This is a genomic window from Actinacidiphila sp. bgisy144 (assembly GCF_057708105.1).
The window spans coordinates 70785-92550 of record NZ_JBYIRM010000033.1; the positions used below are offsets into that span (position 1 = coordinate 70785).

14 protein-coding genes and 1 pseudogene are annotated in these 21766 nt (G+C 73.9%); 11 read left to right on the top strand and 4 right to left on the bottom strand.

Going from position 1 to position 21766, the window contains the following annotated elements; translation table 11 throughout:
- Window positions 1–3: 3 nt before the first annotated feature.
- The 6 genes from AC3EVP_RS30080 to AC3EVP_RS30105 all read left to right on the top strand — a co-directional run bounded on the left by AC3EVP_RS30080 (window position 4) and on the right by AC3EVP_RS30105 (window position 7139).
- Window positions 4–945, top strand: coding sequence for a dihydrodipicolinate synthase family protein (locus AC3EVP_RS30080; protein ID WP_335980458.1), 942 nt, complete (start codon window positions 4–6; stop codon window positions 943–945).
- Window positions 942–2693: an IlvD/Edd family dehydratase gene (locus tag AC3EVP_RS30085; RefSeq protein ID WP_335980457.1), complete on the top strand. Its 1752-nt coding sequence runs from the start codon at window positions 942–944 to the stop codon at window positions 2691–2693. The genes AC3EVP_RS30080 and AC3EVP_RS30085 overlap by 4 nt, the downstream gene beginning before the upstream one ends.
- Before the next feature lie 129 nt (window positions 2694–2822).
- On the top strand, window positions 2823–4055 hold the full coding sequence (locus AC3EVP_RS30090; RefSeq protein WP_435135332.1) for an extracellular solute-binding protein: 1233 nt from the start codon (window positions 2823–2825) through the stop codon (window positions 4053–4055).
- Window positions 4056–4072: 17 nt separating this feature from the next.
- Window positions 4073–5335, top strand: a complete 1263-nt coding sequence (locus AC3EVP_RS30095) for an ABC transporter ATP-binding protein (RefSeq protein ID WP_435135335.1) — start codon at window positions 4073–4075, stop codon at window positions 5333–5335.
- Window positions 5332–6264 (top strand): ABC transporter permease, encoded by a 933-nt coding sequence (locus AC3EVP_RS30100; protein ID WP_435135338.1) that lies wholly within the window; start codon window positions 5332–5334, stop codon window positions 6262–6264. Before AC3EVP_RS30095 ends, AC3EVP_RS30100 begins: the two co-directional genes overlap by 4 nt.
- Window positions 6261–7139 carry an ABC transporter permease gene (locus AC3EVP_RS30105; RefSeq protein WP_335980450.1) on the top strand — a complete coding sequence of 293 codons (879 nt, stop codon included), beginning with the start codon at window positions 6261–6263 and terminating at the stop codon, window positions 7137–7139. The genes AC3EVP_RS30100 and AC3EVP_RS30105 overlap by 4 nt, the downstream gene beginning before the upstream one ends.
- A 69-nt stretch (window positions 7140–7208) precedes the next feature.
- On the opposite strand, the pseudogene AC3EVP_RS30110 reads toward AC3EVP_RS30105, so the two are convergent.
- The 3 genes and pseudogenes from AC3EVP_RS30110 to AC3EVP_RS30120 all read right to left on the bottom strand — a co-directional run.
- A pseudogene (locus tag AC3EVP_RS30110) lies at window positions 7209–7610 on the bottom strand (Gfo/Idh/MocA family oxidoreductase); the annotation flags it as partial.
- Window positions 7570–9132, bottom strand: coding sequence for an MFS transporter (locus tag AC3EVP_RS30115; protein ID WP_435135342.1), 1563 nt, complete (start codon window positions 9130–9132; stop codon window positions 7570–7572). The gene AC3EVP_RS30115 and the pseudogene AC3EVP_RS30110, both read right to left, overlap by 41 nt.
- Complete coding sequence (locus AC3EVP_RS30120) at window positions 9129–9581, bottom strand: MarR family winged helix-turn-helix transcriptional regulator (RefSeq protein ID WP_335980447.1); 453 nt, start codon at window positions 9579–9581, stop codon at window positions 9129–9131. The genes AC3EVP_RS30115 and AC3EVP_RS30120 overlap by 4 nt, the downstream gene beginning before the upstream one ends.
- Window positions 9582–9988: 407 nt before the next feature.
- Here AC3EVP_RS30120 and AC3EVP_RS30125 point away from each other — a divergent pair, with 407 nt between their 5' ends.
- On the top strand, window positions 9989–12865 hold the full coding sequence (locus tag AC3EVP_RS30125) for a helix-turn-helix transcriptional regulator (RefSeq protein WP_435135345.1): 2877 nt from the start codon (window positions 9989–9991) through the stop codon (window positions 12863–12865).
- Between the two features lie 115 nt (window positions 12866–12980).
- On the opposite strand, the gene AC3EVP_RS30130 is transcribed toward AC3EVP_RS30125, so the two are convergent.
- Complete coding sequence (locus tag AC3EVP_RS30130; RefSeq protein WP_435135348.1) at window positions 12981–14201, bottom strand: macrolide family glycosyltransferase; 1221 nt, start codon at window positions 14199–14201, stop codon at window positions 12981–12983.
- 556 nt (window positions 14202–14757) lie between these two features.
- Between AC3EVP_RS30130 and AC3EVP_RS30135 the strand changes: the two genes are divergently transcribed.
- The 4 genes from AC3EVP_RS30135 to AC3EVP_RS30150 form a co-directional block, all read left to right on the top strand.
- Complete coding sequence (locus tag AC3EVP_RS30135) at window positions 14758–15780, top strand: methyltransferase (protein ID WP_335980443.1); 1023 nt, start codon at window positions 14758–14760, stop codon at window positions 15778–15780.
- Between the two features lie 74 nt (window positions 15781–15854).
- Window positions 15855–16667, top strand: coding sequence for a hypothetical protein (locus AC3EVP_RS30140; protein ID WP_435135351.1), 813 nt, complete (start codon window positions 15855–15857; stop codon window positions 16665–16667).
- A 138-nt stretch (window positions 16668–16805) separates the two neighbouring features.
- Window positions 16806–19046, top strand: a complete 2241-nt coding sequence (locus AC3EVP_RS30145) for a condensation domain-containing protein (protein WP_435135354.1) — start codon at window positions 16806–16808, stop codon at window positions 19044–19046.
- Window positions 19047–19210: 164 nt separating this feature from the next.
- The coding region (locus tag AC3EVP_RS30150) for a beta-ketoacyl synthase N-terminal-like domain-containing protein (RefSeq protein ID WP_435135357.1) at window positions 19211–21766 on the top strand (2556 nt) is incomplete at its 3' end.

Below are 21766 nucleotides of genomic sequence, written 5' to 3' on the forward strand. Positions count from 1 at the left end.
CAGATGACCGTGGACACGCATGACAGCACGACGTCCCTGGACGATCTGCGCGGCAGACTGTCGACGGTGGTGGCCATCCCGGTCACGCCCTTCCACCGGGACGGCAGCGTGGACTGGGACACCCACGCGGCCCTGATCCACCGCCTGGTCGGCAACGGCGTCGAGGTGGTCACCCCCAACGGCAACACCGGCGAGTTCTACACCCTCACCGCCGCTGAGACCCGGCGGGCCGTGGAGTCGACCGTGGCCGCGGTCGCCGGCCGGGCCGAGGTGGTGGCCGGCGTCGGGCTGGACATCGCCGGCGCGGTCGCGGCGGCCCGGCACGCCCGGGACGCCGGGGCCGGCTCGGTGATGGTGCACCAGCCGGTGCACCCCTACCGGTCCGTCGAGGGCTGGATCGACTACCACCGCGCCATCGCCGACTCGGTGCCCGAACTGGGCGTGGTGCTCTACGTACGCGACCCGCGCGTCTCCGGGGCGCAGATCCGTACCCTCGCCGAGCACAGCCCGAACGTGGTCGCCGTCAAGTACGCCGTCCCGGACCCGGTGCGCTTCGCCTCGGTCGCGCGGGACGCCGGGCTGGGGCGTTTCGCCTGGATCGCAGGCCTGGCCGAGCTGTCCACGCCCGGCTACTGGGCGGTGGGGGCGACCGGTTTCACCTCCGGCCTGGTCAACGTGGCGCCGCGGTTGTCCGGCGCGCTGCTGGACGCGCTGCGCGCCGGCGACTTCACCGGGGCGATGGCGGTGTGGGAGACCGTCCGCCTCTTCGAGGAACTGCGGGCGGCCGACGCGTCGGCGGACAACGTCAGCGTGGTCAAGGAGGCGCTGGCCCAGCTGGAGCTGTGCGGATCGGCGGTCCGGCCGCCGTCCCGGGTGCTGCCCGACGACGTGCGGACGAAGATCGCCGGGCTGATATCCGCCTGGCGGGAGGGTGGTTGGCTGTGAGCGACGACGCGACCGGGCAGGTCACGCTGCGCAGCGCCGCGTGGTTCGGGCAGGGCGCGACCGGCGGCGAGCTGCGCGCCTTCAGCCACCGCTCGCGGATGCGCCAGCTCGGCTACCTGCCCGAGGAGCACCTGGGCAAGCCGGTCATCGCGATCCTGAACCCGTGGTCGGACATCAACCCCTGCCACATGCACCTGCGGGAGCGTGCCGAGCAGGTCAAGCGCGGGGTGTGGCAGGCAGGCGGGTTCCCGCTGGAGTTCCCGGTCTCCACCATGTCGGAGACCTTCCAGAAGCCGACGCCGATGCTCTACCGCAACCTGCTGGCCATGGAGACCGAGGAACTGCTGCGGTCCTACCCGGTGGACGGCGCCGTCCTGATGGGCGGCTGCGACAAGACCGTGCCGGCCCTGCTGATGGGCGCCACGAGCGCGGCGCTGCCGGCGCTGGTCGTCCCGTCCGGGCCGATGCTGCGCGGCCACCACCGCGGCCGGACGCTGGGCAGCGGCACCGACCTGTGGTCGTACTGGGACGGGCACCGGGCGGGCCGGATCGACGAGTGCGAGATGGCCGGGGTCGAATGCGGGCTGGCCCGCTCGCCGGGCCACTGCATGACGATGGGCACCGCCTCGACCATGACGGCCGCCGCCGAGGCGCTGGGCCTGGCACTGCCCGGTTCCTCCGCCATCCCGGCCGTGGACAGCGCCCACCACCGGATGGCCGCCGCCTCCGGGGCCCGGGCCGTGGCGCTGGTACGTGAGGGGCTGACGCCGGCGAAGGTACTCACCCGGGACGCCTTCGAGGACGCCGCCGCCACGGTGCTGGCCCTCGGCGGCTCCACCAACGCGCTGATCCACCTGATCGCGATGGCCGGCCGGGCCGGCGTCGCGCTCTCGCTGGAGGACTTCGACGCCATCGGCACCCGGGTGCCGGTGCTGGCGGACGTGCGGCCGGTCGGCGCGCACCTGATGGAGGACTTCTACTACGCCGGCGGCCTCCCGGCGCTGCTGGCCCAACTGGCCCGGGTCCCGGGCGCGTTGCACCCGGACCGGATGACCGTGACCGGCAGGCCGTTCTCCTCCTACTACGCGGACGCCGAGATCCAGGTGCCGAAGGTGATCCGCACCCCCGAGGACCCGGTGGCGTCCGAGGGCGGGGTCGCGGTGCTGCGCGGCAACCTCGCACCCGGCCGGGCGGTGATCAAGCACCTGGCGGCGGACCCGAAGCTGCTCACCCACACCGGTCCGGCCGTGGTCTTCGACTCCTACCCGGAGCTCAAGCGCCGGATCGACGACCCGGCGCTGGGCATCACCGCGGACACCGTGCTGGTGCTGCGCGGCGCGGGACCGCTCGGCGGGCCCGGCATGCCCGAGTACGGCATGCTGCCGATCCCCGCGTACCTGCTCGAACGCGGGGTCGAGGACCTGGTGCGGATCTCCGACGCCCGGATGAGCGGCACCAGTTACGGCACCTGCGTCCTGCACGTCGCCCCCGAGTCGCACGCGGGCGGGCCGCTCGCCCTGGTGCGCACCGGGGACCTGATCACCCTGGACGTGCCGAACCGGCTGCTGACCCTCGAGGTGGACGACGAGGAACTCCGCCGCCGCCGCGCCGCCTGGCAGCCGCCCGCACCCCGTTTCGAACGCGGCTACGGCGCGCTCTACGCCGAGCACATCACCCAGGCGGACGCCGGCTGCGACTTCGACTTCCTGGCCCGGCCGGGATACGACCCGGCACCCGACCCGCACTGAACCACCCGGCCCCGCTCCGCATCGCTGTTCGGACCCTCTTGTACCGGCTCCACCCGGGAGGTTTTCTCACCCCCGGTCCCCGCACGTCAGCTGCTCGTGACCTGTACCCGACGAAGGGCCGCAATCGTCATGTCCGAGTTCGACGGAAATCTGTCCCGCCGCCTGCTGATCGGCGGCATGGCCGCCGCCTCGGCCGCCCCCGTGCTGGCCGCCTGCGGCTCCCCGAGCAGCGGCGGCAGCCCCGGCAAGACCGCCGCGGCCGGCACCCTGGCCACCAAGCCGTCCAAACCCGTCACGCTGAACATCCTGGACGTCGCGGGCAACCTGGCGCTCACCAAGCCGATCATCGACGCCTTCAAGGCCCAGCACCCCGAGGTCGTCTCGCACATCACCACCACCACCGGCACCGCCCCCGACCTCGCGCCGAAGGTGCAGGCCCAGCAGCAGGCCGGCAACGTGCAGATCCAGCTGGTACTGACCGGGACCGACGGCCTGGCAGCCGGTATCCAGAAGGGCCTGTGGTACGACCTCAAGCCGTACTACGACCGCTTCTTCCCCGGACTGATGGCCGGCTACAACGGACCCGCCGCGTCCATGGCGACCCTCGCCCAGGACCAGGGCATCGAGCTGGTCACCACACCGGGCGGCCCGCTGCTGGAGTACGACCCGGCCAAAGTGGCCTCCGTGCCCACCACCACGGACGCCCTGCTGGAGTGGGCCAAAGCGAACAAGGGCAAGTTCCAGTACGCGCAGCCGCGAAACTCCGGCCCCGGCCGCACCCTCCTGATGGGCCTGCCGTACCTGCTGGGCGACTCCGACCCCAGCGACCCCACCAACGGCTGGTCCAGGACCTGGGCGTACCTGACGGAGCTGAACAAGTACACCGCCCCCTACCCGCCCAAGACCTCCACGGTCATGACCAACCTGGCCCAGGGCACGGTGCACGTCATCGCCAGCACCATGGGCTGGTACATCAACCCCCGGGCCCTGGGCACGGTGCCGGCCGGCATCAAGGCGGCCAGGTTCGACAACCTCACCTGGGTCACCGACGCCCAGTACGGCGTCATCCCCAAGGGCGTCTCCGACGACGAGCTGATCGCCACGATGCGGCTGCTGGCCTTCGCCCTCACCCCGGACCAGCAGGCCGTCACCTATGACCAGGGCTACTTCTACCCGGGCCCCGCGGTCAAGAACGTGGCCCTCAGCCAGGCCCCGGCCGCCTCGCGGACGACCCTCCAGAAATACGGCGACACCGAGTTCGACGGCTGGATCTCGAAGTTCCCGGCCAAGAACTCGCTGCCCGCCACCGCCCAGGTCACCGCGTTCGACCTGTGGGACAAGAAGATCGGCTCGACCAAGTGAGCACGGTGACCCCTGACATGAGCCCACGGAAGGCCCCTCCGCCGGCCGCGGAGGCGCGCAAGCGCTCCGGGTCCCAGCTCGACGAGTTGCGGCTGCGCGGGGTCAGCCGCGCCTACGGCGGGCACCTCGCCCTGCATCCGCTCGACCTGACCATCCGCGGCGGCGAGTTCGTCGCCCTCCTCGGTCCCTCCGGATGCGGCAAGACCACGGCGCTGAACTGCCTGGCCGGACTCCTCCCGCTGACCGGCGGCGAGATCGTGCTGGACGGGAAGCGGGTGGACACCCTGCCGCCGGAGAAGCGCGGATTCGGCATGGTGTTCCAGAACTACGCCCTCTTCCCCCACCTGACCGTACGCGCCAACGTCGCCTTCGGGCTGAAGATGCGCGGGGTCGGCAAGCAGGAGACGCAGGCGCGGGTGGCGGAGGTGCTGCGCCTGGTCCGGTTGACCGACCACGCCCACAAGCACCCGGGCCAGCTCTCCGGCGGACAGCAGCAGCGGGTCGCGATCGCCCGCGCGATCGTGATGGAGCCGCCGCTGGTGCTGATGGACGAGCCGCTGTCCAACCTGGACGCGGCCCTGCGGCTCCAGATGCGCAGCGAGATCCGGCGTATCCACCAGGAGTTCGGGCTCACCACCCTGTACGTCACCCACGACCAGGAGGAGGCGCTGTCGCTGGCCGACCGCCTGGTGGTGCTGCGCGAAGGCCGGGTCAGCCAGATCGGCACCCCCGCCGAGCTGTACGAGCACCCCGCCGACCCGCACGTCGCCGCGTTCATGGGCTACCGCAACCTGCTGCCGCTGCGCGTCGCTTCGGTCGATGCCGCCGGCGCCGTCGCCGAGGGGCGGGGGCTGCGGCTGCGCGGCACCCCGGCCGGCGCGCGGCCGCCGGAGGCGGGGCAGGACGTCGTCGTCGCGGTCCGCCCTGAGGATCTGCGGCTCGCGGTGGCGGGCGAGCGGCCGCTGAGCGAGGCGGTCGCCGAGATCGTCGAGTACCACGGCCGGGTGCTGCACGTGGAGGCCGTCACGCCGGACGGCGACCGGCTGTACTTCACCGCCCACGAGCAGGTCCGGCCGGGAGAACCGGTGTCCCTCGCCGTCGACTCGGAGCGCGCGCTGATCTTCCCCGCGCAGGACGGTCCGGCCGCGGAGAACGGTGCGCCGGCGGACCGAGACGGCGAGGCCCGCGCGGCGGCGGGCACGGCGGACGGAGCCGCCGGCCGGCCGGGTAGGCACGGTGGGGAGCCCGACGGGCAACCCGGGGCGGAGGGCGCGTCATGACCGCCCCGTTCCCCGAGGTGACCGCCCCCGCCCCGGGCCCGCCCGGCCCGGCGGCCAGAGCCGCCCTGCGCCACCGCCTCGCCGAGCGGGGCGTGGACCGGATGCTGCTCCTGGTGCTGCCCGGCGTGCTCGCCGTCGTCGCGCTGTTCTGCTACCCGTTCCTGTACGGACTCCAGTTGTCGTTCCAGCCCTCGCACGGCGGACCGCTGGGCGCGTACCGGCACTTCTTCGCGGACCCCTTCGCCCGCAAGTCCATCTGGGCGACCTTCTCGCTGGCGATCCCGGCCGCCCTGATCAACGTCGGTGCGTCGGTGCCCATCGCGTACCGGATGCGCCGCGACTTCCGCGGCAAACGGCTGCTGCTGGCCCTGCTGGTCGTGCCGATCACGCTGGGCACGGTGCTCACGGCCGAGGGCATCCTGGAGTTCTACGGTCCCTCCGGCTGGTTCAACCGCACCCTGCACCTGCTGGGGCTGGCGGACTCGCCGGTCCGTCTGACCATGAACTACACGGGGGTGCTGCTGTCCCTGATCATCAGCGGCTTCCCCTTCGCCTACCTGCTCACCCACTCCTACCTCTCCGGCATCCACCCGAGCCTGGAGAAGGCCGCGTCCACCCTGGGCGCCGGCTGGTGGCAGCGCTTCCGCCACATCACCTTCCCGCTGCTGCTGCCCGGCCTGATGACCACCTTCTGCCTGACGTTCGTGATGGCCTTCGCCGTCTTCCCCTCCGCGATGATGGTCGGCGACCCCGACGGCAAGACCCACGTGATCTCCATCGAAGCGTACGAAGCCGCCCTGCAGCGCTTCGACTACGCGCAGGGCTGCGCCGACGCGATGATCATGACGGTGCTGATGTTCGCCGTCCTGGGCGCGGTCACCGTCGCGCGCTCCCGTCTGTACACCGGAACCACCGGAGGCAAGGGATGACCGCCGTACTCAGTTCCCCGCCCGCGTCCACCCCGGCGCCACCGGCACCCGGCCGGCGCCGGATCGTGCTGCGGCCGGGCACCTGGCTGACCTGGGCGGTCCTGGCGTTCTTCTTCGTCAACCTGCTCGGCGTGATCGTCACGGTGCTGCTGAACTCCTTCGGCCGGGCCTGGTTCGACCACTGGCTGCCCAACGGCTGGACCGGCCACTGGTACAGCGACGCCTGGAAGGAGTTCAGCCTCGGCCAGGTGCTCGGCACCACGCTCGAGGTGACCCTCGCGGTGGTGGTGGTCTCGCTCGTGCTCGGGGTGCCCGCCGCGTACGCGCTGGCCCGCCGGTCCTTCCCCGGGAAGAGGCTGCTCACCACCCTGTTCGTGCTGCCCATCCTGGTCCCGCCGATCGCCTACGGCATCCCGCTGGCCACCGTGCTGTACAAGTTCCAGCTGGCCGGCTCCGTGACCGGCGTGGTGCTGGCGAACCTGGTGCCGTCCATCCCCTTCGTGGTCTTCACGATGACGCCGTTCATCGAGCAGATCGACCCGAAGATCGAGCACGCGGCACGGATGTGCGGCGCCTCCACCTGGACCGTGCTGACCCGGATTGTGTCGCCGCTGCTGCTGCCCGGCATGCTCGCGGCGGGCATCCTGGTACTGGTGCGCACCTTCGGCATGTTCGAGTTGACCTTCCTCACCTCGGGGCCGACCAGCCAGACCCTGATCGTGGCGCTGTTCTCCGCCGTGAACTCCGCCGGCATCCGGGCCACCCAGTCGGTGGACGCCATGGCCGTCCTCTACACCGGCTCGATGGCGGTCCTGCTGCTGATCGCGCTGCGCTTCGTCAACCCCACCCAACTCGTCGCCCGCTCCCACGACTGACCGGCCCCGCCACCATGAACCCCGCTCACCCACGGGCAAACCTGCGTCCAGACCACCGCAAAGCCGCTCGAACTCGCCCCAGGACGGGGCGGGCGGCTTCTCCAGCAGGACGTGCGCCCCGCAGGCTGCCGCGGTCAGTGCCAGGGGAGTGTGGGTGTGGATCGGCGTGCAGACGATGACGACCCGGGCCCCGGTCCGCTCGACCAGCACTCCCAGGTCGCGGTCGTACTGCGGGGTGCCCAGTCCGGCGGTCACGGCGACCTGCGGGGGCGCCACATCGCAGACGCCGACCAGCTGGTGCGGCTGCGGTCCTGCGGGGCGCCCTGGGGCGTCCGGGGCTCGCCGGGCGGGGGAGACGGCCCGGCCCGGCTCCTGGCAGTCGGGGGTGTCTGCGGAGCCGGGCCGGGGGTTTCGGGGCGGGGGCAGGCCGTCAGGTGCCGGGGGACGGGGCCGGGCCGCGGGGGTCGACAGCGGGCCCGCTCTCGACGCGCGGCGCGGTGCCGCCTTCCTGGGCGCGGCGCGGGTCGGCGTCGATCATGACGGTGCACACCACGGCGCCGACGACGAGGACGCCGCTGACCCACCACGCGGCCGACGCGCTGCCGTGCACGACGGACTTCAGGATCAGGTCGGCCTGGGCGCCCTGGTGGCGGTGGCCGGTGAAGTAGGCGGCCGCGGCGTCGGCGGCCAGGGTGTTGCTCAGCGCGAGCCCGATGGCGCCGCCGACCTGGCGGGCCGTGGTCTGGAAGGCGGAGACCGCGCCCGAGTCGCGTTCGGCGACCCCGGCCAGCGAGGCGTGGGTGGTGGGGGAGTAGCTCAGCCCCATGCCGACGCCCAGCAGCAGCCAGGCGGGCAGCACCCCGAACAGGTAGGAGCTGTGCTCGGACAGGGTGGTGAACATCCACACCCCGGCCGCGGTGAAGGCGAGGCCGGGGCCGACCAGCCAGCGCGTCGGGACGCGTCCCATCACGCGGGCGACGACCTGGGTGGCGACCACCATGACGGCACCGACCATCGGCAGGAACGCCAGCCCCGCCTTCAGCGGCTTGTAGTGCATGACGGTCTGGAGGTGGTAAGTGGCGAACAGGGAGATGCCCATCATGCCGAAGTTGAGCAGCGCGGCTCCCAGGAAGGAGCCGGCGCGGGTGCGTTCGGTGACGACGCGCAGCGGCAGCAGCGGCTGCCGGATGCGGGTCTGGGAGAACAGGAACGCGCAGATCAGCACGGCGGAGACGGCGAGCAGGCCGATCACCAGTGCGGAGTCCCAGCCGCGCTCGGGCGCCTCGGACAGCCCGTAGACCAGGGCGACCGGGCCGAGGCAGCCGAGGACCGCGCCGGTCGGGTCGAGGCTGATGTCCCGGTGGCCGCGGTCGCGCGGCAGGGTGGCGACGCCCAGCGCGGTGACGGCGACGGCGAGCGGCACGTTCACGTACAGGCACCAGCGCCAGCCGGCGTACTCGGTGAGCACGCCGCCGACGATCAGCCCGATCGCGGCCCCGCTGCCGACGATCCCGCTGAACAGGCCGAACGCCTTGGCGCGTTCCCTGGTGTCGGTGAAGGTGGTGGTCAGCAGGGACACCGTGGCCGGGGAGAGGATCGCGGCGAAGACGCCCTGGAGGGCGCGGGCGGCGATCAGCGTGCCGGTGTCCGGCGCGGCGCCGCCGATCGCGGAGACGACGGCGAAGCCGACCAGGCCCACCAGGAAGGTCCGGCCGCGGCCGAAGCGGTCCGCGAGCCGGCCGCCGACCAGCAGCAGCCCGCCGAAGGCCAGGGCGTAGGCGGTCACCATCCACTGCCGGTTGGTGTCGGACATGTGCAGGGACTGCTGGGCGGAGGGCAGGGCGATCTGCACGATGGTGCCGTCGAGCATCACCATCAGCTGGGCGGTGGCGATGACCGCGAGGACGTACCAGCGGTTGCGGTGGGCGCGGTCGGCGGCCGGGGCGCTCCCGGCACCCCCGGCGCCCTTGGTCAGGGAGGGGCCGGCACTCATGCGGGGGACCCCTTCTCGTGGCCGGGGGCGACCCGCAGCTTGGCGAGCAGGCGGGCGAACTCGGCGCGCTCGTCCGCGGTGAGGCCGTTGACCAGTTCGTCGGCGAGGGCCTGCTTGCCCCACTCGATCTCCTGCATCAGCGCGTTGCCCTTGCCGGTGAGGCTGACCAGGATGGCGCGCCGGTCGTCGGGGTCGGGGGTCCGCTGGACCAGCCCGCGGCGCTCCAGGCCGTCGACGAGCGCGGTGACGGTGCGCGGGGCCACCTCGAAGCGCTGGGCGAGCGTGCTCATGCGCTGCGGGGCGCCCAGTTCGTAGACGTCGGTGAGCAGGCTCGCCTGGGAGAAGGGCACCTGGTGGCTGGCGAAGACGGCTCCGGCGTGCCGCAGCAGCGGTGACACGGCCTCGGTGAGGGCCGAGACGAGCCCGGCGGCCGCGGGATCTTGGGGCACGGACACTCCCTGGTGAGTCGGTGCACATCTTGAGTGTGTGCTCACTATGTCATGGTGCTCACTGAACGGTCAAGGAAGCATTTCCGGTGGGCGTCCGGGGAATTCCCGCATATACATTCCAAAAGGTCCGCCCTTTTATGGCCGTCCGTGGGGCGGAAGGGGCGGGTGTGACAAGCTCCGGTGTTCGGTGATCACGCTGCGCGACGGGCTGGCGAAGCCGACAAGAGGCGCATCCCCGCCGAATTCGCAGGCTGGAATGTTTTGCTTGCACTTTGCATTAGCGTGTGGTTCAATCGCCTGGTTGGGAGCCATTGTGTGGAGGATTTGCGAATCTTTTCGATCGCGCCTCGCCGCGGGCGGTGCCGGTGACCCCGGAATCCGCGCCCATGTGGTGGCCATCACGTTTGATGCCGAGACAACAACGGGGGTTGTGTCAATTGGCTTCGCTGGCCGAGCGAAAGAACGAACTCGCCGCACTGTGCAGAATGGTGGCGGCAGGGAAGAACGGGAGCGGGGGAATCGCTTTCGTCAGCGGTGTGGCGGGCAGCGGGAAGACCGCTTTACAGGTGGAGGCGGCCCGCTGGGCGGCCGGGCAGGGCGTCGCCACCGTCACCGTCTCCTGCTCCCCGCTGGAGCGGAATGTGCCGCTGACCGTCATACGCCAGGTCTTCGACGCGCTTCCGATGGGTACGGAACGCGCCGGGCGGCTGGGCGAGCTACTGGCCGAAGGGGCGCGGGCCGACGCCGACGGGGCCGCCAAGGACCTCACGCCGGATCACGCGAGAGTCGCCGAGGGGCTGTGGGAGCATCTGCTCGCCTTCTCCGAGCGCACACCCGTCGTACTTCTCCTGGATGACGCACAGAATTCCGACGTCATTTCCCTGCTGTATCTTCTCTATTTCGCCCGCCGAATGCGCTCGGCGCGCGTCTCCATGGTGCTGGCGGAAACCGACGGACTGCCGCCGCGTTTTCCGCTCCTGCGGGCGGAGATCATGCGGCTGCCGGGGCTGAACCATATCCGCACCGGGCTGCTCAGTCCGGTCGGGGTCGCGGAACTGCTCGCCGACCGGATCGGCGCCGAGAAGGCCGTTCTTATGGGTACCGGATATTACGACATCAGTGGGGGAAGTCCCCTGCTGCTGCACGCATTGCTGGGTGATCTGGACGATTCCGCACCACCGGCCCGCGGCCACCGCGAACCGGTGGTCGGGGAGCACTTCGCCCAGGCCGTCGCCGCGTGCCTGGGCCGCTCCGGGCCGATGACGCGAGAGGCCGCCCAGTGGGTGGCGCTGCTCGGTGACAGTACCGGCAAGGAACTGCTGGCCGAGTGCCTGGGCACCAGCCGGGACACCGCCCACCGGCTGCTGCGGATGCTCGACTCCGTCGGCCTGACCGGTGGCGGGCGCTTCCGCCACCCCGCCGCCGCGGCCGCCGTCATGGACCGCATCGCCGAACCGGAGCGCGCCGGGATGCAATTGCGGGTCGCCCGCATGCTGTACGACGCCGGCGCCCCCGCCACCGAGGTCGCCAGCCGCCTCCTCGGCTCCGCACGGGAGACCGAACCGGGCACCGAGCGCGCACAGTGGGAGGTCTCGGTGCTGCGGGAGGCGGCCGACCGGGCCCTGACCGACAACCGCGTCGAGGAGGCCATCGCCTGGCTGCGCCAGGCCCACCGGCTGTGCGCCGACCGCTCCGAGCGCGGCGCCATCCTCTTCCGGCTCGCCCGCATCCAGTGGCGGCACAGCCCGATGGCAGCCCTGCGCTGCCTGGACCAGATGACCAAGCCGTTCGTGCAGGAGCGCTACGGCACCCCGTACACGCTGCTGCTCGTCCGCTACCTGCTGCGCAGCGGCCGGCACCAGGAGGCGCAGGAGATCCTGCACCGGCTGCACCGCGACGCCGACTCGCTGCCCGAGGAGGTGTGCGCCGAACTGCGGCTGCTGGAGATGTGGCTGGCGGTCACCTTCCCCTCGGTGGCCGAGCGCTTCCCCTACGACCAGAGCCTGGTGGTGCGCCGCAGCGGCCCGGTCACCGGGCGCGACGAACTCCAGTGGCAGGCCACCCGGTTGCTCGTCGGAGTGCTGGGCGGCGGTGCGGACAGCGGGTTCATCAGCGAGGTCGAACAGGCCCTGCGGCTCTACCACGTGGCCGAGGCCACCGTTGAGCCGCTGGCGATGGGGCTGTCCGCGATGATCTTCGCGGACCGGCTGGACAGCGCCGGCTCCTGGTGCACCACCTTGATGGCGGAGGCCGAGAGCGTCGACGCCCCCGCCTGGCGGGCCACCCTGGCGGCGCTGCGCGCCGAGATCGCCGTGCGCCAGGGCGACCTGGGCCACGCGGTGCGGCTGGCCGCGCGGGCCCTGAAGGACGTCGACGCCGAAGGGTGGGGCGTGGAGATCGGCAGCCCGCTGTCCACACTGGTGCTCGCCCACGTGGCGATGGGCCGCACCGAGGAGGCGGGCGCCTGGCTCCAGCTCCCGGCCGCCGCCGGGCGCCACCACGGCAGCCGGTTCGCCCTCCAGTACCGCTACGCCCGCGCCCACCACCACCTCGCCGCCGACCGCCCGCACGCCGCCCTGCGCGACTTCGTCGACTGCGGCGCGCTGATGCGGCGCTGGAGCCTGGACGCGCCGGGACTGGCCCTGTGGCGGGTCGGCGCGGCCGAGGCGCTGCTGCGGCTGGGCGACCACACCCGGGCGAAGGCGCTGATGGACGAGCAATGGGCGCTGCTGGCGGGCAACCGCACCGGCCGCAGCGCCGGGATCGCGCTGCGGCTGTGCGCCGCGGTCGCGCGGCCGGAGCAGCGGCCGACGCTGCTGCGCCAGTCCGCGGAGATCCTCCAGGGCTGCGGCGACCGCTACGAGCTGGCCCGGACCATGGCCGACCTCGCCGACGCCCACGAGGCGGTCGGGGAGAGCGCGCGGGCCCGGCACGCCTCGCGCAAGGCGCTGCGGCTCGCCCAGGCGTGCGGCGCCGCCGGCATCGTCAGCCGGCTGCGCCCCGCGCAGAGCGCGGAGCCGGCCGCCGCCGACGAGGTCCGGGCGCCGCGGTCCGCGGCGAGCCCGGCTGCCGTGCCGGCCGACCCGATCAACGAGCTGAGCCGGGCGGAGAGCAAGGTGGCCGCGCTGGCGTCGATGGGATACTCCAACCGGGAGATCGGCGACCGCCTGCACGTCACCATCAGCACGGTGGAGCAGCATCTGACGCGGGTCTACCGGAAGTTGAACGTCAACAGCCGCGAGGACCTGCCGACCGCAGGGCTCCAGCCGATGGTGCCCTGCTGAGCACAGCGGCCGGCCCGGCGCCGCGGGGCGGGGGAGCCCCGACCGGGCTCCCCCGCAAAGCAGCGCTCGTACGGTCCGGCGCCGCGGCCGGCCGGCGGCAGGTCGCGGGCGCCGGTCAGCGCACGCCATGGCGCTCCAGGACGTCGGCGGCGCGGGTGGTGCCGCCCGCCTGCCGGATGTGCTCGCGCATCGCGGCCAGGCTCGCGCGCACCTGCGGGTCGTCCGCCACCGAACCGACGGCGTCCAGCAGCACGTCGCCGGTCAGGTCGTCGCCGCCGGGCACCTCGGTGCCCAGGCCCAGCGACACCGCCTGACGGGCCACCAGCTGCTGTTCGCGGGCCTGCGCGGCCAGCACCAGCGGTGTGCCGCAGACCAGCGCCTCCATCACGCTGCCCATGCCCGCCTGGCAGACGAACGCCCGCGCGTGCGGCAGCACCGCCAGGTGCGGCATCCAGCGGTGCACCTCCACCTGCGGGGGCAGCGGGCCGAGTTCGGCCGGGTCGACGCCCGCGCGCCCGACGGTCAGCACCACGTGCCAGGGGCTGTCCGCGAACGCCTTCACGCAGGTGCGGAAGAACTCCGGGCGGTTGCCGTAGGAGGTGCCGAGCGAGACCAGCACCACCGGCCGGCCGTCCGCCGGCGGCTGCCACCCCGAGGGCGCGGCCGTGTCCAGGCACGGCCCGACGAACACGTGCCGGTCGTCGAACGACTCGCCGCCGGGCTGGAAGGCGCGCGGGAAGAACGCCATGCGCAGGCCGCGGAAGCCGGTGACGAAGTCGAGCGGGGAGACGTCGGCGGCACCGTACGCGGCCAGCAGCGCGGTCAGTTCCTCGCGGAAGCGCCGCACGGCCGGGCGCTGCCCGGCGCCCTCCTCGGCGCCGCCCTGGAGCATGGCCGCCAGGGAGAAGCCCGGGTTGCTGGTGCGCTGCGGCAGGAAGACCGGGGACACCTCCACCGCGGGTGCCTGCCACAGCCGCGCCAGCAGCCGGCCGGCGGGGTTCATCGTCGTGTCGTAGACCACCACATCGGGCCGCTCGTCGGCGAAGTGGCCGGTGAGCACCGGCAGCAGCGCCGCGGACTCGGTGATCGCCGCGGTCATCGCCAGCGGCAGCCAGTCCGGCGAGTCGCCCGGCGCGGCGGCCGCGAAGTCCGCGACACCCGGCTCGTACAGCAGCGTCCGCGCACCCGTGGCGGCGGCCTCGGCGGCGAACCGCTCGGTCGTGGCGTACGTCACCTGGTGGCCGCGGCGCACCAGTTCGGCGGCGACGGGCAGCGTGGGGCGGATGTGCCCGTGGGCGGGGACGGTGAAGAAGAGGTAGCTGCGCGGGTGCGTCAAGGGGACTCCTCGGAATTCGGGGGCCGGCGCGGCCGCTCGCGTGCCTGCCGTGGCCGGCGCGCGTGCCGGCCCGCCGCATTCCGGTCCACCGGTCCGTCGTGGAATCCGGGTCCGGTCCGATGAAAGGCGGAACACCGGAGAACGCCGGGAACTCCCGGGAGAATCGGGGCAGAATGCGGGCGGAGGCAATGCGGGCGAACGGAATACGGCGGACGGAATGCGGGGCGGCGAGGCCGGCGGCCCGGTCGCCGGGCGCGCAGGGCGTTCCGCCCGCTTGCCCGGACGATAGCGGTGCCACTGTAATGGGCGCCGCGAGCGGCGGTCCATACCCTTATCCGCGGCGCGGGGGCCGCCGGGGTAGGGGGTCCTAAGGGTTCAGCTCGGGTGGGGGTGGCTCCGTAGGTTCAGTACGGGGCGGGTCGCGAGGGGCGCGTTCCGGCCTGCTGGCTGCGGCGACGCGGTACGGGACCCACCGGTCCCGGCGCGCGGGCCGCGGTCGCGGCCGACCGCCCCACCGGCGCACCGGCCGGACGAACCCGGAGAAGGGATGGCAGGGGTGGAAGTCAGTCTCATGGGCCTGGCGGGAATGGGCTGGATAGCGAAGTCGCTGACCGCCGCCGCGGAACTCGATCTCGCCGAACACCTCGAGGGCAGGCCGATGACGGCCGAGGAACTCGCCAAGTCGACCGACACCCACCCGGAGACACTGGACGCGCTGCTGCGGATTCTCTCCGCGCTCGGCGTCTTCCAGCGCGAGGAATCCGGGGTGTACCGCAATTCCGCGCTGTCCGCACAACTCCGCGACGCGCACCCGCAGTCCATGCGGCACTACGTGATGCTGTCGGGCGGCCTGTACGCCGACACCTTCACCGCCCTGCCGCACACCCTGCGCACCGGCGAGTCCGCGTTCCGGCACCTGCACGGCACCCGCATCTACGAGTACCTCGAAGCGCACCCCGCCGACGCCGACCTGTACGACCGGGCGATGGCGGACCTGGCCCGCCCGGTCGCCGCGACGCTCGCCGACGCCTACGACTTCACCGACGTGCGCAGCGTGCTCGACGTCGGCGGCAACACCGGGGAACTCCTCAAGGGCCTGCTCACCGCCCACCCGCACCTGACCGGCGTCTGCCTGGACCGCCCCGACGTGTGCACCCGGGCCGCCGCCGAACTGGCCGCCGCCGACCCCGGACTCGCCGCCCGGCTCACCTACCACCCCGGCGACTTCCGCACCGAGGTCCGCGCCGGCGCCGACCTCTACACCGTCAAGAACGTGCTCCACAACTGGAACCACGACAACAGCGTGGTCATCCTCGGCCGCATCCGCGAGGCCATGGAGCGCACCGCCGCCGACCGGCCGGGCGGCGTACGGCCCCGACTGCTGGTCATCGAGCCGCTGATCGAGTCCGGCCTGGACTGGATGCGCGTGCTGTTCCAGATGGTCGTCTGCGAGGACGGCACCCGCGGCCGCACCGACGAGGTGCAGCGCGCCCAGATCACCGAGGCCGGCCTGGACGTGCTGGACACGCTGCGGCTGTCGACCGGGCACACGGTCCACATCTGCGCCGCCGACCGCTGAACCGGCCCGCTGAGCCGACCGCCGAGCCGCTCGCCGAGCAGCCCTGACCAGTAGACCGCTAAGGAGCCCCTGCCGTGACTGTGCCGCAGTCCCTGCTGACCAGCGCGCCGCCCGCCTGGAAGGTCCTCAACGACGGCGGCGACGAACCCCTCGTGCTGGCCGTGGACTTCGCCGTCTCCGGCCGCCCGGAGTCCACGTTCAAGGAACTGGCCTGCCTGCTCGACCCCTGCACCCCGCTGTGGGAGACCCGGCAGCCCGAGCCGGCGCAGGCCCGCACCTTCGGCGGCGAGGACTTCGCGGCGTACTGGGCGGAGGCGGTGCGCGGCACCGGCCGCCCGGTGCGCGCGGTGCTCGGGTACTGCGTCGGCGCGCTGTACGCCGGGCGCCTGGCGCAGCTGCTGGCCGCCGAGCAGGACGCGGCACCGGCCGTGGTCCTGTTCGACCCCGAGCCGCCGAGCCCGGCGGGGATGACCGCCGACTTCCGCGCCGCGGTGGCCCGGCTGTCGTCGGTGCTGAGCCCGGAGGAGTCGGCGCTCGCCGCGCAGGCCGCCGAGGAGGCCGCCCGCGACAGCGGCAGCATCGCCGCGCTCGGCACCACGCTCACCGGGATCTTCTCCGACATCGCCGGGGCCGCCTTCACCCGGGCCGGGCTGGACGCCGAACTCGCCGACGAACTCAGCACCGCCTACCAGGCGTTCGTCTCCTACATCGCGGCCGCCGGGGACTTCGACCCGGTCACGTCCTGGGCCGGCGCCACCGCGCTGACCACCTCCCGCACCGACCCGCACGCCCGCCACGCCGGGCAGCGCCGCTTCGTCGAGGCCGACCACGACGACATCCTGCGCAGCCAGGCCACCGCTGACCTGCTCACCGACCTGCTCGGCTGACCCCGCGGCGCGCGGCCGCGACAACGCCGACCCCCGACCGCCGATCACCTCCCACCGACCCGCCACCCACCGACCACCGGACACCGGACGACCGACCGACCACCGGGCCACTTGGCACCAGCGAAAGGGTGAACCACCGTGCAGCCAGCAGAGAAGGCGAGACCCGCCGACGGCGCCGCGGCGGCGCTGCTCGCCGCACTGACCCGCAAACGGCGGCTGGACGCGGCCACGCCCAAGGAGAGCGCCCTGTGGCTGCTCGACCGGCTGCTGCCCGACGCCGGTGTCAACAACGTGCCGCTCGCCGTCCGGGTGGAGGGCCGGCTGGACCCGGCGGCGCTGCACTCCGCCGTCGAGGCCGTTGTCCGCCGCCACGAAGTGCTGCGCACCGCCTACCTCGACCGACAGGCGGGCCTGGTCCGCGAGGTGCTCGACCCCGACACCCCCGCACCGCGCCCCGAGGTGCACACCATCGGCGACGACGGGCTGGACAAGGCGCTGCGCGCGTTCGCCGCGGACCCGATCGCCTGCGACGGCCGGCTCATGCTGCGCGTGGCGGTCTTCCGCGGCCCCGCGGCCGACACCCTCGCCGTGGTCGTCCACCACCTCGTCTTCGACGCGCTGTCCGTACCGGGCCTGGTCGCCGAACTGGCCGCCGCCTACGACGCGTTCGCCGCCGGCCGGCCGCTGCCGGACGAGCTGCGCGCCGCCGTACCCGCGCTGCGCGCCGCCGAGCCGACGCCGGACAGCCTCGCGTACTGGCGCACCGCGCTGGACGGCTTCGACCCGGCCGGCCTCGACCTGGACTGCGCGGCCCCGGCCCCCGCCCGGCCGGATCTGGCGGGCGACACGGTGCTCCAGGTCCTGGACGACGAGACCCGGGACCTGGTGCGCGGCCTTCAGCGCACCCTGCGCGCGCCCGAGGCCGTGGTGCTGCTGGCCGCGTTCGGTGTGCTGCTGGCCGCGCACGGGGCCGGGCCGGACCTGGTCGTCGGCTCGCCGGTCAACATCCGGCCGCCCGAGGCGCAGTCCGCGATCGGCTACCACGTCAACACCGTGCCGCTGCGGCTGGCCGTCACGGCCGACCGCGGCTTCCGCGACCTGGTGAAGGACGCGCGCACCGCCTTCTTCGGCGCGCTCGCCCACAGCGACGTGCCCGTCGACGCCCTCGCCCACGAGACCCGGCGCGAGACCACATCCTGGCGTGACACGCTCTTCCAGCACATGTTCAACTACGTGCCGGCGGCGCCCGAGGCGGACCTCACCCTCGGCGGGCTGCCGGCCACGCCGCTGCACGTCGAGACCGGCTACAGCAAGTTCGACGTCGAGCTGTTCGTGCAGTCCGCCGCCGACCGGATCGGCCTGCGCCTGCTGTACTGCACGGATGTGCTCGACCGGGCCGACGCGGAGGCCCTGGCCCGGCGGTACGCGGCCCTGCTGCACACCGTCGCGGCCGAACCGGACCGGCCGGTGGGCGAGTTGGACGTGTGGAGCGCCGCCGACCGCGCGCTGCCCGGCGCCGGCACCGTCCGTTCGGCGGCCACCGCCGCGGTGGAGGCCGACCGCGACCTCGACGCCTTCCGGGTCCTGGCCGGCGGCCCGGCCCTGGGCCTGCCGGACGCGGCTGCCTGGGCGGCCGCGAACGGCGGCTACCCGTACGTCGTGCACCCGCTGGACGCCCGGCACACCGCCGTGGCCGGCCCCGGCGGCAACCGGCTGCCGGCCGGGGTGCGCGGCGAGGTGTGCCTCGTCCGGGCCGACGGCGCCACCCATGTGCCCACCGGCTGGATCGGCCGGCTGCGGCACGACGGCGCCTTGGAGCTGTACGGCCGCGCGGACCGCGTCTGCCGCCCGTACGGCCGCGTCCTGCACCCGGAGCGGGTGGAGGCCGCCCTGCGCGCGCACCCGGAGGTCACCGCCGCCGCGGTGGTCCCCGCGGGCGGGGAGACGATCGCGTTCGTCACCGCCCCCGACCGGCCGGGCCTGGCGGACTCCGTGGCCGCGCACGCCGCCCGGCTGCTGCCGCGCGCCGCACTCCCGGCACGGGTGGTGCGCACCGACGTGCTGCGGCTGCGCCCGGACGGCACACCGGACGCCGAGGAACTCCTGGCGCTGGCCGCGCGGCAACCGGCGGACGGCCAGGACGACAGCGACGGGCTCGTGGGCGAACTGCGCGGACTGTGGTGCGAGCTGCTCGGTGTGGAGACGGCCGCGGCGGACGCCAACTTCTTCGCGCTGGGCGGGCACTCGCTGCTCGGCGCCCACCTGGTGCGGCGCGTCGAGGAAGTGACCGGGACCCGGCTGAAGCTGGCCGACCTCTTCGACAGCCCCACCCCCGGCAGCCTCGCCCGGCACCTGCGGGCGCTGCGCGACGACGCCTGAGCGCCGCCACCTCACAGCCGTAACACGACCGACCGCGCCACCGACCACCCTGAGGGCCACGCAAGTGGCAGGACCCTCGCCGTTCCCCCCGACGGCGAGGGTCCCCGGGCCGTCCGGCCGCCGCGGAACTCGCGTGAAGAAGAAAGACGACGGGAGCCAAGAACGTGTCCGAACACCGTGGCAGCGCAGCCGGCTTCGCACTGTTCTCGCCGCCGGAGGCCGTACTGCCCTGGGTCCTGAGCGGGCCCGGCGCCGCCGCCGTGCGCGCGCGTGCCGCGGCCCTGCACCGGTACGCCGCCGAGGCCGGCACCTGGGACCCGGCCCGCGTCGGACACGCCCTCGCCGCCGCTGACGCGGCCGCGGCCGCCGACGCCGGTCCGGCCGCGGGCGCGTACCGCGCCGTGGTGCTGGCCGGCGACCGCACCCCGACTCTGGAGGCGCTGGACGCGCTGGCCGACGGGACCGGCCACCCCGCGCTGACCGCCGGCGCACCGCTCGCCGCCCCCGGCGGCGGCCCGGTGTTCGTCTTCCCCGGCCAGGGCCCGCAGTGGGCCGGCATGGCGAGCGAACTCATGGCGACCGCACCGGTGTTCGCCCGCCGGATGCACGAGTGCGCGGACGCCCTCGACCCCTACCTGGACCATTCGCTGCTCGACTCCGTGACGGGTGCGCCGGGCGGCCCCGCGCTCACCGGCGCCGACGTGGTGCAGCCCGCGCTGTTCTCCGTCATGGTCGCGCTGGCCGGCCTGTGGCGCGCGGCGGGCGTCGAACCGGCGGCCGTCCTCGGCCACAGCCTCGGCGAACTCGCCGCCGCGCACGTCGCCGGGGCGCTGTCCCTGGACGACGGCGCCCGGGTCGTGGCCCGCTGGAGCCAGGCGCAGGCCACCCTGGCCGGCCGCGGCGACATGGTGTCGGTGCTGCTGCCCGCCGCCGAAGTCGCCGACCTGCTCCAGCAGCGCTGGCCCGGACAGCTCGTCGTCGCTGTGGAGAACAGCCCCGGCGCGACCGTCGTCTCCGGGGACAGCGACGCGGCAGCCGACCTGGTCGCGCACCTCACCGCCGGCGGCGTCCACGCCCGGCGGGTCGACGTCGGGCTCGCCGCGCACTCCCCGCACACCGACGCCATCCTCGACCGCGTCCGGGCGGACATCGCGCCCATCCGGCCGACCGCACCGCGTATCCCCGTCTACTCCTCCGTCCTCGGCGGCGCGCTGGACGGCACCCCCATGGACGCCGACTACTGGGTCCGCAACCTGCGCTCCACGGTCCGCTTCGCCGACGCCCACCGGGCGGCGCTGGCCGCCGGGCACCGCACCCTGATCGAGGTCAGCCCGCACCCGGTGCTCACCACCGCCATGGAGGTCACCGCCACCAGCGCCGCCGTGCCCGCCGCGGTGCTGGGCACCCTGCGCCGCGGCGAGGGCGGCCCGGCCCGCTTCACCGCCTCCCTCGCCGAGTACTGGGTCGCCGGCGGCGCCACCGATCTGGGCGCCCTGCTGCCCGCCGATCAGAAGCCGCCGCTGCCGCTGCCCGCGGCCGTGCGCACCGGCGGCCCCGACGCCGCCGGGTCCCGTACGACGCCGTCGGACGCGCTGCGGGACCGGCTCGGTCCGCTGGATTCGGCCGAGCGCCGCGCGCACCTGCTGGAGGCGGTGCGGGACGCCGTGGCCGCGGCCGGCACCCCCGGGGACGGGGACGGGGACGGGGACGGAGACGGGGACGGGGCCGCGGACACCGCCGCCGTGGACGCCGGGCGGACCTTCCGCGACCTCGGCATCACCTCGCTCGCCGCCGTCGCCATCCGCGACCGCCTCACCACCGCGACCGGCCTGCGGCTGTCCCCGACCGTCGTCTTCGACCACCCCACGCCGGACGCGCTCGCCGCCCACCTGGACGCCGAACTGTTCGGCGCCGCCGACCCGGGGCAGCAGGCCGCGGCCGGTCCCGTCGCGCGCCCGGACGAGCCGATCGCGATCGTGGGCATGGCCTGCCGCTACCCCGGCGGCGTGGCCTCACCCGCCGGGCTGTGGGACACCGTCGCCGCCGGCACCGACGCGGTCGGCGGGCTGCCCACCGACCGCGGCTGGAACCTCGCCGACGGCTACGACCCCGAACTGCGCGCCCCCGGCACGTTCTCCCAGCACGAGGGCGGATTCCTCCACGACGCGGCCGAGTTCGACGCGGAGTTCTTCGGGATCTCCCCGCGCGAGGCACTGGCGATGGACCCGCAGCAGCGGCTGGCCCTGGAGGCCGCCTGGGAGGCCGTCGAGGACGCCGGGCTGGACGCCCGCGCCCTGAAGGGCTCCCGCACCGGGGTGTACCTCGGCCTCATCGCGCAGGACTACGGCCCGCGCACCGGAGAGCCCACGGAGCGGGCCGGCGCGCTGGAAGGGCACCTCTTCCTCGGCAGCACCGGCAGCGTCGCCTCCGGGCGGCTGTCCTACGTACTCGGCCTGGAGGGGCCCTCGCTGACGATCGACACCGCCTGCTCGTCGTCGCTGGTCGCCCTGCACGCGGCCTGCCAGTCCCTGCGGACCGGCGAGTGCGACCTCGCACTCACCGGCGGCGTCACGGTGATGCCGAGCACCGGCATGCTGGTCGAGTTCTCCCGCCAGCGCGGCCTGTCCCCGGACGGCCGCTGCAAGGCGTTCTCGGCCGGCGCCGACGGCTTCGGGCTGGCCGAGGGTGTCGGGATGGTGCTGGTGGAGCGGTTGTCGGAC

What these genes read in the sequence shown, in the direction of transcription:
- AC3EVP_RS30080 (WP_335980458.1), top strand. Translation starts at nt 4, where the DNA reads ATGACCGTGGACACGCATGACAGCACGACGTCCCTGGACGATCTGCGC.
- AC3EVP_RS30090 (WP_435135332.1), top strand. Translation starts at nt 2,823, where the DNA reads ATGTCCGAGTTCGACGGAAATCTGTCCCGCCGCCTGCTGATCGGCGGC.
- AC3EVP_RS30095 (WP_435135335.1), top strand. Translation starts at nt 4,073, where the DNA reads ATGAGCCCACGGAAGGCCCCTCCGCCGGCCGCGGAGGCGCGCAAGCGC.
- AC3EVP_RS30100 (WP_435135338.1), top strand. Translation starts at nt 5,332, where the DNA reads ATGACCGCCCCGTTCCCCGAGGTGACCGCCCCCGCCCCGGGCCCGCCC.
- AC3EVP_RS30105 (WP_335980450.1), top strand. Translation starts at nt 6,261, where the DNA reads ATGACCGCCGTACTCAGTTCCCCGCCCGCGTCCACCCCGGCGCCACCG.
- AC3EVP_RS30115 (WP_435135342.1), bottom strand. Translation starts at nt 9,132, where the DNA reads ATGAGTGCCGGCCCCTCCCTGACCAAGGGCGCCGGGGGTGCCGGGAGC.
- AC3EVP_RS30125 (WP_435135345.1), top strand. Translation starts at nt 9,989, where the DNA reads ATGCCGAGACAACAACGGGGGTTGTGTCAATTGGCTTCGCTGGCCGAG.